Raw genomic sequence first — 18,338 nt, 5'->3', positions numbered from 1 at the left:
AGTCGACTTGCTGCACAAATGTTATGAGGCTTTGGGGAGCTGCATGAAGGCTAAATCCTTTTACCATGCTATAGAAATAATTAACCCCTCGCAGGGCGCTGAGCTTACGGGTAGCGGGAGGGGTGTTGTTGATGTCAATAATAGAGATTAAAAGTATAATTTCAAGATATTTGTAGTTTAGGCTGATACTGGCGCTAAACGATAACTGTGGGGCAAGCCAAGGGCCTTAATTAATCATCAATGATGCGCAATTAAAACGCTTAAACTCATATGGCGCTCTTTATTCAAGCCATGGTGAATATTCGCTCCAATCGACGACATTACTAGTTAAGTATTCATATTTAAATTGAGTTTAAAAATAATAAGAGCACTTGGTTTTTGAATAAAAAGGTCAAGGAGATAGAGCAGCCTGCTTGACAGAAACTTTCTAATGGGTGGCTACTTTGGTTTTCATCTAATATACCCCTTTTATATTAGGTCTATTAAGCAGTTTAGTTTATTATGTAACCAGACCCACTGTAGAGTTGTAAGATAATGAAAACTATACGAGAACTACAAAAGCTGCTGGATAGTGGCCGAACCAGCTTCGACGGTACAACATCCATTGAAACTTGTGAAATATCTGACTGCGAAGGAAATAAGTTCGATGCAAATATTGTACATGGTTGGGATCTAGGCCCTGCATCGCAATGTGATTCTCAGTGGGGGGCGTTTTCATACCAAATCCTTGAGTTCATCAAAAGAGCAGATGAATCGATTCAACAACAATTACTCGATGATTGTCATCTAGAAGACTTTCACTGGCAATGGTTAACAAAACACAAACTTTATCACTCAGACCAATATAATTGGTTTTTCTTGATGGCAGATGGAAAGCCTCAAGCGTCATGCTTAATCTATCACCCTAAAAAATCATCCCAGTCCGATGATGATATTTTTTATATAGAATTTCTTGCCGTTGCCCCATGGAATAGACCGAACCCTCTGCAAGAACAATCTTTTAAAGGCCTAGGCTCCTTATTATTGAAAACTGTAATTATGCATGCAGAAAATGATCTTGGTATGCAGAAAGGCTTTTCACTGCACTCCTTACCAAAAGCTGAAGGTTTCTATTCAAAAATAGGAATGATTCGTGTGAATAGCTTAGATAAAGATAGTCTGGCGTACTTCGAGATGCTAGAAAAACCCAAGCAACAGTTTTTGGGAGAAATAGCATGACTACATCCAAATTTGATTCGCTAATAGTTAATGGCGACGCTGGTAATTCTAGTACATCAAGAGATATCTTTGAGTCATTCATAGAAAGCCAAGCTCAATTCGAAAGCTTACCTGACAAGCTGAAAACCGACCCTGATACAGTAAAATTAAATTTACTCAGAGAAGTCCACTCAAGAAAATCATGCGCACCTTTATTCAGGCAACAAGAAAACACTAATACTGCTTTAGTTAATTACTGGCTTTCTCGTGTCAAAAATTTAGCTCACCTCTCACTTGCTATGAATGAGATACCGAAGTTTGAAGGCTTAACAAAGCAAGACCTTACAGAGTTTGCAAAAGGCAATTTAGAACCAAAGTATCTGAAAAAAATAGAGTTCGACTTGGCTGAGAGGGGCGTAATTTTTATCGCGGAGCCATCAGTAGACGGACTAAAAACTGATGGGGCTGTATTCAAATTAAAAACAGGGCATCCTGTTGTAGCAATGAGTCTTAGATATAAGAGGTTGGATAACTTTTGGTTTACGTTGATGCATGAGCTAGCGCATGTAGCATTGCACTATGAACAATTGGATAACTACATTATTGATGACCTAGATTCGATTAGTGAAGATATAGTCGAATTAGAAGCCGATAAGATTGCTGGTGACTCTCTAATTCCAAGACATATCTGGAGAACATGCCACGCAAGGCGTGACCTGAAGGAAGCATCCTTAATAGCTTTCTCAAAACAACATGGAATACACCCAGCGATAGTAGCTGGTCGCATTCAAAAAGAAAGGGGTGACTATCGAACATTCAACTCTTTAACTAATAAATTTGATACAAGGAAGATCCTATTTCATGAATAAATACACTCCATTTCTTAAGTTTAAAGTGGCTGAAATTGGTGCTTTGAAAGCACTAGAAGATGATGAACTCTCTTCAATCACTCCATTTTTTGACTTAGCGACTAAGCAAGATATCACTAACACCGACGTTGAAAATACCATAACAAGAGGTGTTAGAAAGTATGAGCTAAACTTCAAAAAGGCGAATAGTTTTTATATTGATGACTACGATATAGACGACTCTATATTAATCAATGGAGATATAGTTTATAACTTCTTAATTGATACATTCAAAGATATCAACTATATCCCTGTTGTAGGTCTCGACCGTACCCCCCAGAGAATCAACTCTATCGTCAGCCCACTAATTATTAGTGATACGCTGGCCATTCGCTTGAACCAAGAAGACTTTGTTAGCTACACGCTAATAGAAGATGAATTCACAGACCTAATTGAACTAGCGGAAGACAAATACACTAAGCTTCACCTGATTCTGGATTGTAGGCTTTGTGCCGATGCTGATGTGAGCGATTTATCTAATAAAATCATTCAGTTTATCAAGTCCATTACTGAAGAGTATACTTTTGAAAAAATCATAATAGCTGGCTCTTCAATTCCTGCTTCGATTGCGGACATCCTGCCAGTTTCAACAGAAGTAACAGTCTCTCGCACAGAATGCAAGATACATGAATCTGTAGCTAAGGAGCTAGAGGCACAGATCGAATTCGGAGATTATACTGTCATATCTCCGAACTATTCAGATGCAAATATCCCACAAGCAGCTCTGAGAAAGATAATGACTCCCAAAATTATCTATTCATATGACCATGAGCAGCACTTCTTGAGGGGAGGAGCGATTGAAACCCACTCTAGAGGAGCAAAACAATATGACGATATGTGCGTGAAGTTAGTGAGTTATCACTTTTACCGGAACACAAATTATTCCGTCGGCGATAAGTACCTATATGAGAAATCAAAAGGTATCGGAACTGATGCACTACCCCATTCAATTGGAAAATATCTAATCAATGCCCATATGACATTCATGATCTGTGACTATTGATTAGGCGGTTCTAGTCGCAAGAAGGTTTGCTATAGAGCGGTTAATTTGAATTTTATTCATTTTATCGGATAGCTCCGTAGCAAAATCTCTTTTGTTCTTCTTACTCGGAATTGCTAACTTGAATTCATCGTTTAAGTTTGTCAGCTCACTTTTCCACAATGTAGCAAGTGCTAATTCCTTATCAAAATAGGGATTACTACTGGTCTTACGTACATGTCTAAATTTCACTTGGCCCTGTGAGTCGTAGGCAACAATAATCCCCCAAAAAATCGGTGATTTCTTAATGGCTTCTTGCAGTTTACGCTCGGTGGTTACCAAAGATATCTTTCTAAACACCTTATTGTAGTATTCACCCTGCCTAGCTAAGCGTTCAATTTTGTCTTTATCACCTTTAATCTCGTAGCAATGAGCTTCAGAATGAACAGTGACAACATCAGCTATAGCGTTCCCCCTATGGACATGCAGTTCCTCTAAAATACGCCTAGGTTTTAGAGCTTTAGAGTTTAAAAACTCAATCAATCGAGGTCGAATATTTATATCATTCAAATACATAGCAAACCTAGTGAATTAGAAAACGTGTATTATATATTCTAGTACTTATAAATCAAAATTTCAGTCTTATAATTGAGTCTTTGAGCACCAATGATGTCAAACCTTGACTTCATGCATCAAACTACCTCTCAAATTTTCGTATTGTAATTTGACCTTGTCATCTTTAATTATTAACTTATTTAGCCTACATACCGTTTGAGATATAGCAGAATAATGTTGAACATTAAAAATAACGGCTAACAAATGCAGAGGGTCAGGTCTTGTTTCTTGCCAAGACCAAACACCAACCTCACGTTTAACACCCTTCCCCGTCATCACGCCCTGAAAATAAGCAATTAATGAGTAATGCATTTCATGGATGAAATGAAAGCCATGCTTGCACATGGATGTGCTTTCATGGCGTTTACGTTCACATCAATTGTGGTTTTGAAGGAAATAGCGTGATGTTCGGGTGCGCTGAGAGGTGACGAATAACCGAAGCGCAGCTTCGCAGTATGAGGAAGTGAAGACATGGATGCCGACAGTAACCCAGCTTCAAGGATGAATTACTTGCAGCAGAGTAAAATTTGAAAATCTATAGCCCCTCTTTGGCTGCTGTCGCCAGCGCGACAAAACCTTGAATAAGGTTTCTAATCATTAGAAAGTGCCAAACGTATTCGCGTTATCTGTAATAGAAATTCTAAGCACCTATTTAGATACTTATTCGGGCTATCGCCCGCGCGTCAGCAAGCTAAACGTCTACAACAAATAACACATACTCTTGGCTTTTAAGCGAGTAAGTATATTTGTGATTCGTCGGGTTTCGTTGCACTTTGCCTAACCTATGCAACTTGTGTTGTAAGGCGAAAGTTAAGTGCTTTCATAACTTTAAAAATAGTTTCCCAACGTGGCTTGGTTTTACCGTTAACGGCCTTATATAAGCTTTCACGGTTTAATCCCGTTGCTTTAGCAATATCACTCACGCCATGTTTTTTAACTAATAAGCCAAGTGCTTCAATAAAGGTATTTGGATCGTCATCAGCTAAACACTCTTCTAAAAATGTATTAATTTCTTGCTGTGTTTCCATATAGTCAAACGGGTTAAAATCTGATGTTTGTAGCGCCATAATAATTACTCTAATTTATTCAACTTGCTAAATTAATGTAGCCTAAAAGCTACAGGCGCACAATGTTATTTATAGCTTTAAAGCTGCCGCCAGCACGTCAGCAAGCTAAGCGCCTACAATAAATAACACATACTCTTGGGTTGTGAGCGAGTAAGTATATTTGTGATTTGTTGGGTTTCGTTTCACTCTTCCCAACCTACGCCCATATTATTTATGGCGAATCACCACACACAAAAAAGCCGTTGCATTGCTGCAACGGCTTTTATAATTTTGATAAATCCCCAAACTATAATGGAACTTACTACCCATTAAAGGTCATAAAATTAGTCTCTGCTCTTAGTCGCGATATGTCTCAACCGCTGGGCATGAACATACTAAGTTACGGTCGCCGTATACGTCATCAATACGTGTAACGGTTGGCCAAAACTTGTTTTTAGCTACTGCAGGCACTGGGAATGCAGCGTAAAAACGGTCGTACGCGCGGTCCCATTCGTTACCTAATACGTCGCCTTGTGTATGCGGTGCAAACACTAGCGGGTTGTTTTCGATTGACCATTCGCCAGAAATTACTTTTTCAATTTCGCCTTTAATCGAAACCATTGCTTCGATAAAGCGGTCAATCTCACCTTTTGATTCAGACTCAGTTGGCTCAATCATTAATGTGCCAGCTACTGGGAACGACATAGTTGGTGAATGGAAGCCGTAATCTTGCAAGCGCTTAGCTACGTCCATTTCAGTAATGCCTGATTGCTCTTTAAGCGGGCGCAGGTCAACAATACATTCGTGAGCAACACGGTTGTTACGACCACGGTATAAAATTGGGAAGTGCTTGCTTAGCTCATGCGTTAAGTAGTTAGCATTAACGATTGCCATTTCAGTAGCTTGTTTTAAGCCCTCTGAACCCATCATGGTAATGTAAGCCCATGAAATAGGTAAAATAGCGGCTGACCCGTAAGGCGCTGCCGATACCGCACCGTTACCAATGTTAGTACCTGGTACGTTAATTACGCTGTGGTTCGGCATAAACGGCGCAAGGTGCGATTTAACACCAATTGGGCCAACACCTGGACCACCGCCACCGTGTGGAATACAAAACGTTTTATGCAAGTTTAAGTGCGATACGTCTGAGCCAATAAAGCCTGGGCTTGTTACACCAACTTGCGCGTTCATGTTTGCGCCGTCCATGTAAACTTGGCCGCCGTGCTCATGAATAATGTCACAAATTTCGCGAATTGTTTCTTCGTATACGCCATGCGTAGACGGGTATGTGATCATGATGCACGATAAGTTTTCAGACACTTCCTCAGCTTTCGCTTTAAGGTCTGCCATGTCTACGTTACCGTTTTTGTCGCAGTTAACTACCACAATTTTCATGCTTGCCATTTGCGCTGATGCAGGGTTAGTACCGTGCGCAGAGCTTGGAATTAAACATACATTACGGTGTGCATCGCCGCGTGACTCGTGGTATTTACGAATCGCGATTAAGCCTGCGTATTCACCTTGCGCGCCAGAGTTTGGCTGTAGTGATACTGCATCGTAACCGGTAATGTTTACTAACCAGTCGTGTAGCTCGCCAATCATTATTTGGTAACCCTCTGCTTGATCTAGCGGGCAGAATGGGTGAAGGTTTGCAAACTCAGGCCACGTAATTGGGATCATCTCAGCAGTCGCGTTTAGTTTCATGGTACATGAGCCTAACGAGATCATTGAGTGATTAAGCGATAAGTCTTTGCTTTCTAATCGCTTAATATAGCGAAGCATGTCTGTTTCGCTGTGGTAGCTGTTAAAGTTTGGATGCGTTAGTACTTCGTCGTCACGTACTAAACTTGCAGGAATTGACTCGCTGCCGTTTGCTTCAACGTCTGCTGCAATAGCATCAACACTTAGGCCATGGCCTTCGCCTAAAATAATATCAAATAACTCAGTAATATCGGCACGTGTTGTTGTCTCTGATACCGAGATTGAGTACTCGCCTTCGTGGTTTGTTGCAAAGTTTACGCCTTTTGCAATTGCACGTGCTATTACGTCGTCTTTGCTATCGCTTACTACTGTTAGCGTATCAAACCAAGTGCTGTGCTTAAGTGCAATGCCTTTAGCTTTAAGACCACTTGCTAAAATATCAGCAAAGCGATGTATGCGCTGCGCGATAGTTTTTAAGCCTTGTGGGCCGTGGTACACCGCGTAAAACGCTGCCATGTTGGCAAGTAATACTTGCGCTGTACAAATGTTTGAGTTGGCTTTATCGCGGCGAATGTGTTGTTCGCGCGTTTGCATTGCCATACGTAGTGCGTCGTTACCTAAACGGTCTTTAGATACACCAATAATACGACCTGGTAATGAACGTTTGTATGCGTCACGTGTTGCAAAAAATGCAGCGTGTGGACCGCCGTAACCCATAGGTACGCCAAAACGTTGAGCCGAACCAAGTACTACGTCTGCGCCTAGTTTACCCGGTGCTTTTAATAGTAATAAACTCATTATGTCGGCAGCAACACAGGCAATGGCCTTTTTGCTTTGTACGCCAGCAATTAGGTCTGTTATGTCTACCACTTCGCCTGATGTAGTTGGGTATTGGAACAATGCGCCAAAAATATCAAAGTTAACGGCATCTTCTGCTTTACCTACAATTACTTCAAAACCAAACTGCTCGGCACGCGTTGTTACTACGTCGATTGTTTGTGTGTGTACGTCGTCTGCAATAAAAAAGGCATTGGCTTTTTTTGCTTTTGATACGCGTTTTGCAAGGCCCATAGCCTCTGCAGCCGCTGTTGATTCGTCAAGTAGTGATGCACTTGCTAAATCAAGACCTGTTAAATCTAGGGTCATAGTTTGGAAGTTTAATAATGATTCTAAACGCCCTTGAGCAATCTCTGGCTGATACGGTGTGTACGCTGTATACCAACCTGGATTTTCTAGTACGTTACGTAAAATTACGTGCGGTACGTTAGTTGGGTGGTAGCCTTGGCCAATGTACGATTTGAAAACTTTATTTTTGCTTGCTACTGATTTTAGGTAGCTTAGTGTTTCAACTTCAGTACGGCTTTGTCCAACTGTTAACGGTTGCTCTAGACGAATGCTAGCCGGTACAGTTTGATCAATGAGCTCTTGCACACTCGATACTTCTAAAGCACTTAGCATATCGCTTACTTGTGCTGGGCTTGGCCCAATATGGCGGCGAATAAAATCTTGCTTTTGCTCTAGTTCTTCAAGAGATTTGGCGTTTGACATGAATCCAGATTCCTATGATCCTAAATGCTAATGGGTAACTAGCATTAATTAAAATATTTGACGATTTAACAGCTCACTCAGTATGGGGTTGTACGCTGTAAAATCATAAAAGCCCCATTTTTATACATTAAACGGGGCTTTTAGTTATCTACAAAAAATGATTATTCTTCGTCGATAGTGTGCGAGTAACCTTCAGCGTCTAATAAATTGTCTAGCTCAGACTCGTCAGATGCTTTAATACGGAATAACCAACCGTCGCCGTAAGCGTCGTTGTTTACTGTTTCTGGTGAGTCTTCAAGTTCTTCGTTAATAGCAACAATTTCGCCACTGATAGGTGCGTAAATATCTGATGCCGCTTTAACCGACTCTGCTACTGCACAGTCTTCGCCAGCGTCTACTTCGTCGCCAACTTCTGGTAATTCAACAAATACCATGTCGCCAAGAAGTTCTTGTGCATGCTCAGAAATACCAACAGTAAATGTACCGTCGCCCTCGTTACGAACCCACTCGTGTGAAGGTGCGTATTTTAACTCGCTAGGAATGTTGCTCATTTTATTTGTCCTTTGGTTTATATTGGGAGGATACCAATCACTGTAATTACACTGATTGATATAACCAAATTATTTAAATTATTGATTTACCGTTACGTACAAAGCTAGGCTTTACTACTTTAACGTTTACTAATTTTTTACGCATTTCTACTTGAGCTGTATCGCCTGTTGAACGTGGTACACGTGCAAGGGCTACACTAAAACCAAGTGTTGGTGAGAAAGTACCTGAGGTAATAACCCCTTCACCACCGTCAACAATTACTTTTGAACCGCTACGCAAAACGCCTTTGTCTTCAAACACTAAGCCAACAAGTTTGTCAGTGCTTTTTTCTGCGCGTTGCTTAACAAGCACGTCACGACCAATAAAGTCACGATCTTCTGGTTCCCATGCAATGGTCCATGCCATGTTAGCTGCAAGTGGTGATACGCTTTCGTCCATATCTAGGCCGTAAAGGTTCATACCTGCTTCTAAACGTAGCGTGTCGCGTGCACCTAAACCAGCAGGCTTAACACCTGCGTCTAGCAGTTGTTGCCATAAATCGGCTGCTTGGTCGTTCGGTACTACTATTTCGTAACCGTCTTCGCCAGTATAACCCGTTGTGGCAATAAATAAATCACCTACTTGAACACCAAAAAACGGCTTCATACCTTCAACAGCTGCTTGTTGCTCAGCATTTAAAAGAGTGGCTGTTTTTGCTTTAGCGTTAGGGCCTTGTACTGCAATCATTGCAAACTCTGGGCGCTCTGTAACAGTTACGTCAAAGTCGCTCGATACGTTAGCTAAATGCGCTAGGTCTTTTTCGCGCGTTGCTGAGTTAACAACTAGGCGGTAAAACGTTTCACTAAAGAAATAAATAATTAAGTCGTCTATTACACCGCCTTGCTCGTTAAGCATGCCTGTGTAAAGCGCTTTGCCTGGTACGGTTAATTTTGCAACGTCGTTAGCTACTAGCTTACGTAAAAATGCTTTTGCTTGAGGCCCTTCAATATCAACAATAGTCATGTGTGATACGTCAAACATACCAGCGTCGGTACGCACGCTATTGTGCTCTTCTATTTGTGAGCCGTAGTTGATTGGCATTTCCCAGCCATGAAAATCAACCATTTTTGCGCCCGCTTCTAGGTGCTTAGCATGTAGTACAGTTTTAGAAGTCATAACATTCCTTCACGTTTAAATTAACCCTGTTTAGGGCGTGGCTTAAATAGATATAAAAACAGGCAAGCATTGTTATGCTTACCTGTTGTTTTTATTCGTTATGCGGCTTCACTATGCATAAGTGCAAAACCTTGCGCTTGCATGTAGCTTTGCCATTTTTGTAATTTTTGTTGTTTAGCGACTAATACAAAGTGTTGTTCGTCGTTTTTATCAATGGCGGTAATAAATACATCACCGCTTTGTGCACCGTAGCAAAGTTGCGCGTCAGAAAGGCGCAAACCTGGTGTTAATTTAAAAGCATTAACTAGGGTATCAAATGCGTTGTCGCCACTTAAAATAAAGCTTGCTAGGTCGGTGCGTACTACATAATCAATATCAAAACGTAATTGCTGCTCGTTTATAAGCGCTTGTAGTTGAAGGCTTGCGTTGTGTGGCAGGACGAATCTAAAGGCAGTTTCGCTAAAGTAATAAACAGCAAAACTGTAGTCAGAATTATAGTCGCCATCAAGCGTGCCTTTTAAGCCTAAACCGCTGGCGGTAAGCTTAGTTAAATCAAGGCCTAAAATAGTGCTTAAAAATACACTGGTTTCGGTGCCGCTAAAATCCATTACAACGTGATTGTTGTTAGTTTGCAAAGCGTTAGTAACCGTACTACTTGCGTTGCTGTGGCGGGCAAACATTATTGGGTTAAAAGTCATAACAAACACCTGTGTATTTTCGATTACAAAAGTATATTGCCCACGCCTATCAACAACAAATTGTAATTATTTATCAATTGATAAATAATACTTATATATATGGCTATATAAATTGTAATTTTAAATATGAAAAACATATCAACAGACGGTTTACGTACTTTTGTAATGGTAGTTGAAATAGGTGGCTTTGCTAAAGCAGGCGATTTACTTGGCCTGTCGCAACCTGCTGTAAGTTTGCAAATAAAGCGCTTAGAAGACGTACTTGGCTATAAACTATTTAAAAAACAAGGGCAGCGCCAAGTATTAAACCAGTACGGCGAGCTATTATTGCCTATGGCAAAACAAATGATGCAACAAAACGATGCTATTTTGCAGCAGTTCACCTCAGAAAACATTGCAGGTAAAGTGCGCTTGGGTATTCCGAGCGAATTTGCAGCGCGCATACTACCTTCTATTATTGGCGACTTTGTGGCGCTCTACCCTGAGGTGTCGTTAGAGGTTAAGTCGCGTTTAAGTAAGCATTTGCTTTCGGCTTCTCGCCAAGATCAGTTTGATTTAGTACTTGCGCTAAATGAGCGACTCAACTCTGATAAGTTTCCTATTTTTATGCAAGACGAACTAGTGTGGGTGGGCGACCTTTCACTTGCGCATAACGAGGTGGTTACCCTAGTTACCGCACCAGAGGGGTGTATTTATCGTCGCCGTGCTACTGATGCATTAAAAAGTGCAGGCATTAAATACCGAATAGTTTATAGCAACGCCGATTTAACCGGCCTTATTGCTGCATTAAAAGAAGGCTTAGGTATTACGGTACTTGCCAAAAGTACAGTACCGAGTGAGCTTAACTATCAGGTTCAAACCAAGCATTTACCAGCTCTTGGTAATATTGGTATTAGCTTGGTTAAAAGTTCGGGTGAGTCGGAAAATGCGGTAGATAAACTCGCTGAATTTATAGCCCTACGCTTGGGCTAGCGCTTATGTAGCACGTATAAATCGTTCAGCCTTTATAGTTAGTAAAACAATTACAAAATAATACAAAAGAAACAATTTAGTTAATTAAGTTGCATAAGCAGGTGTTTTTAGTTCTATTAAACTGAATAATTAAATAGTTAATAACATTGATTCGCATTCGTTAACGTGTTCAAATTACGCCAATTAAGATAATTGACATGATTAGGAACACAATGAACCCTAAGTTTTTAGTATCTACTTTAGCAACTGCGGTTGCTTTGTCTTTTAGTGCTACTGCAATAGCAAAAGACACCAGCAATAAAGAACAACGCTTTGAACAAATTACTGTTATTGGCTCTCAGCAAGCAATTAACGATATTCCTGGTTCGGCTACGTTTATTTCTGAAGAAGATCTTCAAAAATTCCAGTTTACCGATATTTCTCGCGTTTTAGCGTCTGTTCCGGGCGTTTACGTGCAAGAAGAAGACGGTTATGGCCTTCGTCCTAATATTGGTATGCGCGGTACAGGTACTGGCCGTAACGATAAAATATCAGTAATGGAAGACGGTGTATTAGTTGCTCCAGCACCATATTCAGCACCTTCTGCATACTACTTCCCTACTATGGGTCGTATGGAATCTATTGAAGTATTAAAAGGCGCAGCCTCAGTTAAGTACGGCCCGCGTACTACGGGTGGTGTTTTAAACTTACTTTCGCGCAGCTTACCAACTGAGCCAAATAGCTCAAAAGGTATGGTAGATGCAGCCCTTGGTAGCGACGGTTACTACAAAGGCCACGCTTACTTTGGTAAAGAAAAAAATAACACAGCAGGTTTAATTGAAGTATTTACTTACGGCGCAGATGGCTTTAAAGAGCTGCCAGTAGGCAATGACAACACCGGCTTTGAAAAAACAGATTTGCTATTAAAGTTTGGCCACACGTTTGGTCAAAACGATGCGCATAATCTTGAGCTAAAAATTAAGTACTCTGACGAAACATCAGACGAAACTTACATGGGCTTAACTGACGAAGACTATCAAGAAAGTCCTTACCGTCGTTATGCTGCATCGCAAAACGATGAAATGAATACGCGCCACAACGCATACCAACTAAACTATGCGTACCGTTTTGGTGATGGCTATGAGTTTTTAGCTACGGCTTACTTAAACGATTTTCATCGTAACTGGTATAAAGCCAGCAAAGTAAGCGAAAGCTACCTTGAGCAGTACAGCGATTTTGAAGCAAACCCTACAAGCGAAGGTATTGAAGGTATTGGTATTAAAGCTAATAACCGCGATTACCAAGCTAAAGGTATTCAGTCTGAATTACATATTCCTGCAGGCGATCACTATGTGACTGTTGGCGTACGTTACCACGAAGACGAAATGGATCGTTTTCAATGGGAAGACAAGTACACACTTAATCAAGACCTAAGCTTAACGCTTACAGAGCAAGGCGTTCCGGGCTCTGATAGCAACCGTGTAGATAGCGCAGAAGCAAGTACCTTGTTTATTCAAGACGAGTGGACAATTGATGCATTAGTAGTAAGTGCAGGTCTTCGTTATGAAGACATTACTATTACGCGTGAAGAGTGGTCTAAATCAGATCCAACACGCAGCAACGGTTTAACTAAAGATGTGTCGAACGACACTGAAATTTTAGTGCCGTCACTAGGTGCTACTTACACGCTTAACGAAAACGTAACGCTACTTGCGGGCATTCAAAAAGGTTATGCGCCAGCAGCACCTGGTAATGCTGACCAAGAAGAAGAAGAAAGTGTAAACATTGAGTTTGGCTCTCGCTTTAATATGGATGGCTTTAGCGGTGAAGTAATTGCCTTTTACTCAGACTACGACAACATGCACGGTAACTGTACTGCAGCGGTTGGTTGTAGCGACGACAACATTGGCGACCAATACAACTACGGTGAAGTAGAAGTAGCGGGCTTTGAATTTAGTGCAGCACGTACGTTTGCAACTGATACAGCTATGTTCCCCGTTAAATTAACTTACACCTACACAGACTCTGAGTTTAAAAACGATTTTGATTCAGAAATTTGGGGCGCGGTAGAAAAAGGCGATGCAATGCCTTACGTACCAGAAAACCAAGTAGCGTTATCGTTAGGTGCTGAGTTTTCTGCGTTTGTAGTTAACAGCCAAATACGTTACGTATCTGATGCGCATGCTAACTTAACTGAGGCGGGCTTAAATGCAATTGATAGCCGCGTAGTATGGGATTTAGCTGCTAAATACTTAATCGATGAAAATCAAAAAGTATACCTAAGCGTTGATAACTTGTTTGATAAAACATACGTTGCTAACCGTTCAAACGGTGGCATTCAGCCAGGTAAGCCGCGTACTGTACAGATGGGCTACACTTACTCATTCTAAATTGAAAGCTGGTTAAACGGTTCACTAACAGCGTTAATAATTTTTTATGTAAGACCACTACACATCTAAATTATTGCCTTGTTTTTAAACCGTTTACCTGCGCTTTATATAGGAGAAATGGTTCACTAACAGCGTTAATAATTTTTTATGTAAAAGTACTACACATCTAAATTATTGCCTTGTTATTAAACCGTTTACCTGCGCTTTGTATAGGAGAAATGGTTCACTAGCTGCGTTAAAAATAACTCATATAAGAACAACTATATTTCGTTATTTTTGCCTTGCTATAGAGTTATTTTCCTATCGCTATAATAGAGCATCAATTCAGTACAATTGGTGCAAAGTTAAAAGCGTAAATTACAGACACAAAAAAGCCGAGATTGAATTTCAATCTCGGCTTTTTAATACATAAAACTTATCGTTTTATATATTAGTTATTTGCGTTACGTTGGCGTAATACTTCAAACAAACAAATACCCGTGGCTACCGATACGTTTAAGCTTGAAACAGTACCCGCCATTGGGATTTTAACAAGCATATCGCAATGCTCACGTGTTAAGCGTCGCATACCCTCGCCTTCTGCGCCCATAACAATAGCCATTGGCCCCGTTAAGCTTGCATCAAATACGTGGTTATCAGTTTCGCCAGCGGTACCTACAACCCATACGCCTGCATCTTTAATTTCGCGAAGCGTACGTGCAAGGTTAGTCACTTGAATAAGCGGTACTGTTTCGGCTGCGCCACAGGCCACTTTACGTGCGGTACCGTTAAGCTTTGCCGACTTATCTTTAGGTACAATCACAGCGTGAACACCTGCCGCGTCTGCACTACGTAGGCATGCGCCTAAGTTATGCGGATCGGTAATACCATCAAGCACAAGTAAAAACGGTGTGTCTTCACGAGCGATTATCGCATCAAGATCTTTTTCATTAAACGTTGGCGCTGCTTTTACGTTAGCAATAATACCTTGATGCTGCTCACCCTTTGATTTGCTATCAAGGGCTTTACGCTGCATAAACTGTACTGAAATACCAAATTTACGTGCTTCATCAATAATCGGAGTTGAGCGTTTGTCGTCACGGCCTTTAAGGGCGTAAATTTCTACAAAGCGCTCTGGTTCGCTTTCTAAAATTGCTTCAACAGAATGAAAGCCAAAAATTAATTCATTACTCACGTATTGTCTGCTCCTGGGCTAGTACGTTTGCGGGCATTTTTGCCTGCTCTTTTAGGCTTTTTAACGGCCTTCTTCTTTGGTTTTTTCTTTACGGCAGAGTCTGCTGCTTTTTTATCTGCAGGTTTTGTTGCAGACTTATTTGCAGGCTTGCCTTTATCTTTATTTGCTGGCTTTTTTTTACCTTTTGGTTTGTCATCACTGTGCGACTTTTTACCTGGTACTTTGCCTGCTTTTAATTGCGAACGCACACTTGCTGGCGCATGCTCAAACTTACCTGAACCTTTTTTTGGTGCACGACGACGTGAGTATCTGTCTTGTGCAACATCGCCTTTAAGCGTTAAGTTTATACGGCGATCGTCTAAACTAACCGACGCAACTTTAACTGTTACCTTATCGCCAAGGCGATAAACTTTGTGAGAGTGCTCTCCTATTAGGGTGTGTTTTGCAGCATCATGTGCAAAAAACTCGTCGCCTAAATTAGTAACGTGAATAAGCCCATCAATTTGTAAATCGTCTAAACGAATAAACAAACCAAAATTGGTAACCGATGAAATAACACCATCAAACTCTTCACCTACATGGTCTTGCATAAACTCACATTTAAGCCAATCAGCTACTTCGCGAGTTGCATCGTCAGCACGACGCTCTGTTGTAGAACACTGCTCACCTAGTTGATCAACTTCGTCGTCGGTGTAAGCATATTCGCCAGACGTTTGCTGACCTTGTGCTTTTATTACTGCTTTAATAGCACGATGCACTACTAAATCTGGGTAACGACGTATTGGCGATGTAAAATGCGCGTAAGCCGATAACGCTAAACCAAAGTGACCAATGTTATCTGGCTGATATACAGCTTGTTTCATTGAACGCAGTAACATAGTTTGAATAAGTTCAGCTTCTGGGCGGTCACCTAGTCGCGCTAATACTTGCGTTATTTCTTTTGGTGTTGGCTCGTCGCTTAATGTGCTTTCAATACCTAACTCGCCTAAAAACTTAGTAAAGTTACCTAGTTTTTCTTGATCTGGTTCGTCATGCACACGATAAAGCGCGCTTGCTTCGTGCTTTTCAAGAATTTTAGCCGCTGATACGTTGGCTAAAATCATACATTCTTCAATAAGTTTGTGCGCGTCATTACGAATAACAGGCACTATTGATTCTATTTTACGCTGAGCGTTAAATACAAAACGTGTTTCTAGGGTTTCAAACTCTATGGCACCACGGTCTTGTCGTGCAGCTTTAAGTGCCATGTACATTTGCTGTAAATCAGTTAAATGTGGCACAACGGCTGAGTATTCTTCGCGTAGTTTTTCGTCGTTTTGTAAAATGGCATTTACTTTAGTGTAAGTTAAACGTGCATGCGAGTTCATCACGGCTTCGTAAAACTTATAACCCGAAAGTTTACCCGCACTCGACACGGTCATTTCGGCAACCATACATAAGCGATCTACTTTTGGATTAAGCGAACATAATCCATTAGAAAGCACTTTTGGTAGCATCGGAATTACTTGCTCAGGAAAATACACTGAGTTACCACGCAAAATTGCTTCTTTGTTAAGTGGCGTGTTCATTCCTACGTAATGCGATACATCGGCAATAGCAACCCATAAGCGCCAGCCACCTGATTTTTTAGGTTCACAATATACGGCGTCATCAAAGTCGCGTGCATCTTCGCCATCAATAGTTACAAGTGGTAAATCACGTAAATCTACGCGACCTTGTTTGTCGGCTTCTTCAACAAATTCCCCTAGGTGAGCAACTTGAGCTTCAACTTCTTCTGGCCATACATGAGGAATATCGTGATTGCGCAGTGCAACTTCAATTTCCATACCTGGGGCTAAATGCTCACCAAGTACATCTATAACTTTACCTACCGCGTTCATGTTACGGCTTGGGTTTTGCGTAATTTTAACCTGCACCATTTGGTTATGGCGGGCACCGTTTTCGTTGCCTGGTAAAATCATTATATCTTGCGTTATGCGCGGGTCTTCAGCGACTACAACAGCAACACCGTGCTCAACAAAGTAACGGCCAACAATTGGCGCGCGCTCGTTAGTAAGCACTTTTATAATACGTGCATCGCATTTTGAGCCAGAGCCACGTTTAGTGCCTTTAGCTAGTACAATGTCGCCATGTAACACCATATTCATTTGGTGCTTAGCAATAAACCAATCTTTACTCTCGCCTTCAACTTCTAAAAAGCCGAAACCGTCTCTGTGGCCTATTACTTTGCCTTTGGTTAAACCGGCTTCGTCAATTAGGGCGTAGCATTTAAATTTATTGAAATACAGCTGTCCGTCACGCTCCATAGCGCGAAGGCGGCGTTTAAATGCTATTTGGCGTTCGTCATCATTTACTGCTAGTTCTTCACATAATTGCGCGTAGTTAGCAGGCTTTGAACGCTCTTGAAGGTGAGTAAGTATAAACTCACGACTAGGGACTGGGTTTTCGTACTTTTCTTGTTCTCGACTGAGATTTGGATCTTGGTTTGACATTCACTATCTTGTTAGTTGGTTATGTAGGTATTTTAACCCATATAGTTATAATGAGACAGGTAAAAGCTATTAAACTTTTAAGAAAGCACTTTTACCTTGCTGTATAGTTTAAAAATCTAGCGCAATGGGGCTTAACGATCCCTTAACTGCAAAGTGTTTAGTCATCTCGTAACAATGCTAAAATCTATACTATTTTTTTTGTAGGTTTTTCCACAGCAGTTTACTTATATTATCAATAAAGCTTGGATCTTCTTCTTTCATCGTAAGTAAAATCTGCTTATTCATTTGTGTTTTATTTTGAGCGTAAATCCAACGATTTTTATTAAACTGCTGGGCAAACTCAAGTACACCCGCTTGTAGTTCGTCGTTATTTGTAAACACAGCTTCAACTACTTTGTTCTCTAGCAACTGCTGTGCCCCAACCCGCTCTCCTGACATAGCTAGACGATTAAAGAAGGTTTGCGAAATAGCTTTATTAATTATAGGAAACATCGACGGAACAAACGGCACCATTACATCCACTTCAGGAAAACAAAAAAAGCCTTTGTCTGATTTCATAAATCTAAAGTCGCACGCACACGCAAGTACAGAACCATTACCATAGGTATGCCCGTTTAACGCAGCAATAATAGGCATAGGAAAAGTAACTATGCGTTTAAATAAGTCACTTATTTGAATCATAAAGTCAGAAATTGCTGCAGGTAAAATACTTGGATTAGACATCCATTGAAGGTCGATACCCAATGACCAGTTTTTATCACTTGAAGACGTTAAAATAACTGACTTAATGTTTTGATCTGCTTCAATGTGGTCTAGGTGTAAATTAAACTCAGCCAAAAACGCTGGGTTATGGCGGTTTTCAGCGGTATTCATGGTGAGTATAGCGATATTATTTTTAGTTGTTAGTTCTATTAAATTTGCCATTAAAACCT

14 protein-coding genes are annotated in these 18,338 nt (G+C 40.8%); 5 read left to right on the top strand and 9 right to left on the bottom strand.

Annotated features, from left to right (window positions below; translation table 11 throughout):
• Nucleotides 1–534 precede the first annotated feature (534 nt).
• Genes AC5NT5_RS03310 through AC5NT5_RS03300 form a run of 3 tightly spaced genes read left to right on the top strand, consistent with a single transcriptional unit; the run spans nucleotide 535 to nucleotide 3,108 of the window.
• The gene (locus AC5NT5_RS03310) at nucleotides 535–1,218 is read left to right on the top strand and encodes a GNAT family protein (protein WP_182681740.1); all 684 of its coding nucleotides are present in this window, start codon (nucleotides 535–537) and stop codon (nucleotides 1,216–1,218) included.
• Nucleotides 1,215–2,066, top strand: coding sequence for an ImmA/IrrE family metallo-endopeptidase (locus AC5NT5_RS03305; protein ID WP_494513371.1), 852 nt, complete (start codon nucleotides 1,215–1,217; stop codon nucleotides 2,064–2,066). The genes AC5NT5_RS03310 and AC5NT5_RS03305 overlap by 4 nt, the downstream gene beginning before the upstream one ends.
• Nucleotides 2,059–3,108 (top strand): beta family protein, encoded by a 1,050-nt coding sequence (locus AC5NT5_RS03300; RefSeq protein WP_182681738.1) that lies wholly within the window; start codon nucleotides 2,059–2,061, stop codon nucleotides 3,106–3,108. Before AC5NT5_RS03305 ends, AC5NT5_RS03300 begins: the two co-directional genes overlap by 8 nt.
• Here AC5NT5_RS03300 and AC5NT5_RS03295 read toward each other — a convergent pair whose 3' ends face one another.
• The 6 genes from AC5NT5_RS03295 to AC5NT5_RS03270 all read right to left on the bottom strand — a co-directional run bounded on the left by AC5NT5_RS03295 (nucleotide 3,109) and on the right by AC5NT5_RS03270 (nucleotide 10,399).
• Nucleotides 3,109–3,660: a sce7726 family protein gene (locus AC5NT5_RS03295; RefSeq protein WP_182681737.1), complete on the bottom strand. Its 552-nt coding sequence runs from the start codon at nucleotides 3,658–3,660 to the stop codon at nucleotides 3,109–3,111.
• An 821-nt stretch (nucleotides 3,661–4,481) separates the two neighbouring features.
• Nucleotides 4,482–4,766 carry an addiction module antidote protein gene (locus tag AC5NT5_RS03290; protein ID WP_007579952.1) on the bottom strand — a complete coding sequence of 95 codons (285 nt, stop codon included), beginning with the start codon at nucleotides 4,764–4,766 and terminating at the stop codon, nucleotides 4,482–4,484.
• Between the two features lie 336 nt (nucleotides 4,767–5,102).
• Nucleotides 5,103–7,994, bottom strand: a complete 2,892-nt coding sequence (gene gcvP / locus AC5NT5_RS03285) for an aminomethyl-transferring glycine dehydrogenase (RefSeq protein WP_494513370.1) — start codon at nucleotides 7,992–7,994, stop codon at nucleotides 5,103–5,105.
• Between the two features lie 161 nt (nucleotides 7,995–8,155).
• Nucleotides 8,156–8,545: a glycine cleavage system protein GcvH gene (gcvH, locus tag AC5NT5_RS03280; protein ID WP_002958029.1), complete on the bottom strand. Its 390-nt coding sequence runs from the start codon at nucleotides 8,543–8,545 to the stop codon at nucleotides 8,156–8,158.
• Nucleotides 8,546–8,618: 73 nt separating this feature from the next.
• A complete protein-coding gene (gene gcvT, locus AC5NT5_RS03275) occupies nucleotides 8,619–9,701 on the bottom strand; it encodes a glycine cleavage system aminomethyltransferase GcvT (RefSeq protein ID WP_494513369.1) in 1,083 nt (360 codons plus the stop codon).
• A gap of 98 nt (nucleotides 9,702–9,799) precedes the next feature.
• On the bottom strand, nucleotides 9,800–10,399 hold the full coding sequence (locus tag AC5NT5_RS03270; RefSeq protein WP_494513368.1) for a hypothetical protein: 600 nt from the start codon (nucleotides 10,397–10,399) through the stop codon (nucleotides 9,800–9,802).
• Between the two features lie 126 nt (nucleotides 10,400–10,525).
• On the opposite strand from AC5NT5_RS03270, the gene AC5NT5_RS03265 reads away from it, so the two are divergent.
• Nucleotides 10,526–11,371: a LysR family transcriptional regulator gene (locus AC5NT5_RS03265; protein WP_494513367.1), complete on the top strand. Its 846-nt coding sequence runs from the start codon at nucleotides 10,526–10,528 to the stop codon at nucleotides 11,369–11,371.
• A 212-nt stretch (nucleotides 11,372–11,583) separates the two neighbouring features.
• A complete protein-coding gene (locus AC5NT5_RS03260) occupies nucleotides 11,584–13,740 on the top strand; it encodes a TonB-dependent receptor family protein (RefSeq protein WP_494513366.1) in 2,157 nt (718 codons plus the stop codon).
• A 430-nt stretch (nucleotides 13,741–14,170) separates the two neighbouring features.
• On the opposite strand, the gene rlmB is transcribed toward AC5NT5_RS03260, so the two are convergent.
• The 3 genes from rlmB to AC5NT5_RS03245 all read right to left on the bottom strand — a co-directional run bounded on the left by rlmB (nucleotide 14,171) and on the right by AC5NT5_RS03245 (nucleotide 18,330).
• The gene (gene rlmB, locus AC5NT5_RS03255; RefSeq protein WP_002958023.1) at nucleotides 14,171–14,914 is read right to left on the bottom strand and encodes a 23S rRNA (guanosine(2251)-2'-O)-methyltransferase RlmB; all 744 of its coding nucleotides are present in this window, start codon (nucleotides 14,912–14,914) and stop codon (nucleotides 14,171–14,173) included.
• Nucleotides 14,911–17,406: a ribonuclease R gene (rnr, locus tag AC5NT5_RS03250; protein WP_494513365.1), complete on the bottom strand. Its 2,496-nt coding sequence runs from the start codon at nucleotides 17,404–17,406 to the stop codon at nucleotides 14,911–14,913. The genes rlmB and rnr overlap by 4 nt, the downstream gene beginning before the upstream one ends.
• 189 nt (nucleotides 17,407–17,595) lie before the next feature.
• Nucleotides 17,596–18,330 carry an enoyl-CoA hydratase/isomerase family protein gene (locus tag AC5NT5_RS03245; protein WP_494513364.1) on the bottom strand — a complete coding sequence of 245 codons (735 nt, stop codon included), beginning with the start codon at nucleotides 18,328–18,330 and terminating at the stop codon, nucleotides 17,596–17,598.
• Nucleotides 18,331–18,338 lie beyond the last annotated feature (8 nt).

It is taken from the genome of Pseudoalteromonas sp. J2K-J599 (assembly GCF_059295115.2).
This window is presented reverse-complemented; position numbering and strand designations above follow the sequence as displayed.

Excerpts from the sequence above, each read along its gene's own strand:
- AC5NT5_RS03305 (WP_494513371.1), top strand. The coding sequence starts at position 1,215 with ATGACTACATCCAAATTTGATTCGCTAATAGTTAATGGCGACGCTGGT.
- AC5NT5_RS03300 (WP_182681738.1), top strand. The coding sequence starts at position 2,059 with ATGAATAAATACACTCCATTTCTTAAGTTTAAAGTGGCTGAAATTGGT.
- AC5NT5_RS03265 (WP_494513367.1), top strand. The coding sequence starts at position 10,526 with ATGAAAAACATATCAACAGACGGTTTACGTACTTTTGTAATGGTAGTT.
- AC5NT5_RS03290 (WP_007579952.1), bottom strand. The coding sequence starts at position 4,766 with ATGGCGCTACAAACATCAGATTTTAACCCGTTTGACTATATGGAAACA.
- AC5NT5_RS03260 (WP_494513366.1), top strand. The coding sequence starts at position 11,584 with ATGAACCCTAAGTTTTTAGTATCTACTTTAGCAACTGCGGTTGCTTTG.
- AC5NT5_RS03295 (WP_182681737.1), bottom strand. The coding sequence starts at position 3,660 with ATGTATTTGAATGATATAAATATTCGACCTCGATTGATTGAGTTTTTA.
- AC5NT5_RS03310 (WP_182681740.1), top strand. The coding sequence starts at position 535 with ATGAAAACTATACGAGAACTACAAAAGCTGCTGGATAGTGGCCGAACC.
- rnr (WP_494513365.1), bottom strand. The coding sequence starts at position 17,406 with ATGTCAAACCAAGATCCAAATCTCAGTCGAGAACAAGAAAAGTACGAA.
- AC5NT5_RS03270 (WP_494513368.1), bottom strand. The coding sequence starts at position 10,399 with ATGACTTTTAACCCAATAATGTTTGCCCGCCACAGCAACGCAAGTAGT.
- gcvH (WP_002958029.1), bottom strand. The coding sequence starts at position 8,545 with ATGAGCAACATTCCTAGCGAGTTAAAATACGCACCTTCACACGAGTGG.
- AC5NT5_RS03245 (WP_494513364.1), bottom strand. The coding sequence starts at position 18,330 with ATGGCAAATTTAATAGAACTAACAACTAAAAATAATATCGCTATACTC.
- gcvP (WP_494513370.1), bottom strand. The coding sequence starts at position 7,994 with ATGTCAAACGCCAAATCTCTTGAAGAACTAGAGCAAAAGCAAGATTTT.
- gcvT (WP_494513369.1), bottom strand. The coding sequence starts at position 9,701 with ATGACTTCTAAAACTGTACTACATGCTAAGCACCTAGAAGCGGGCGCA.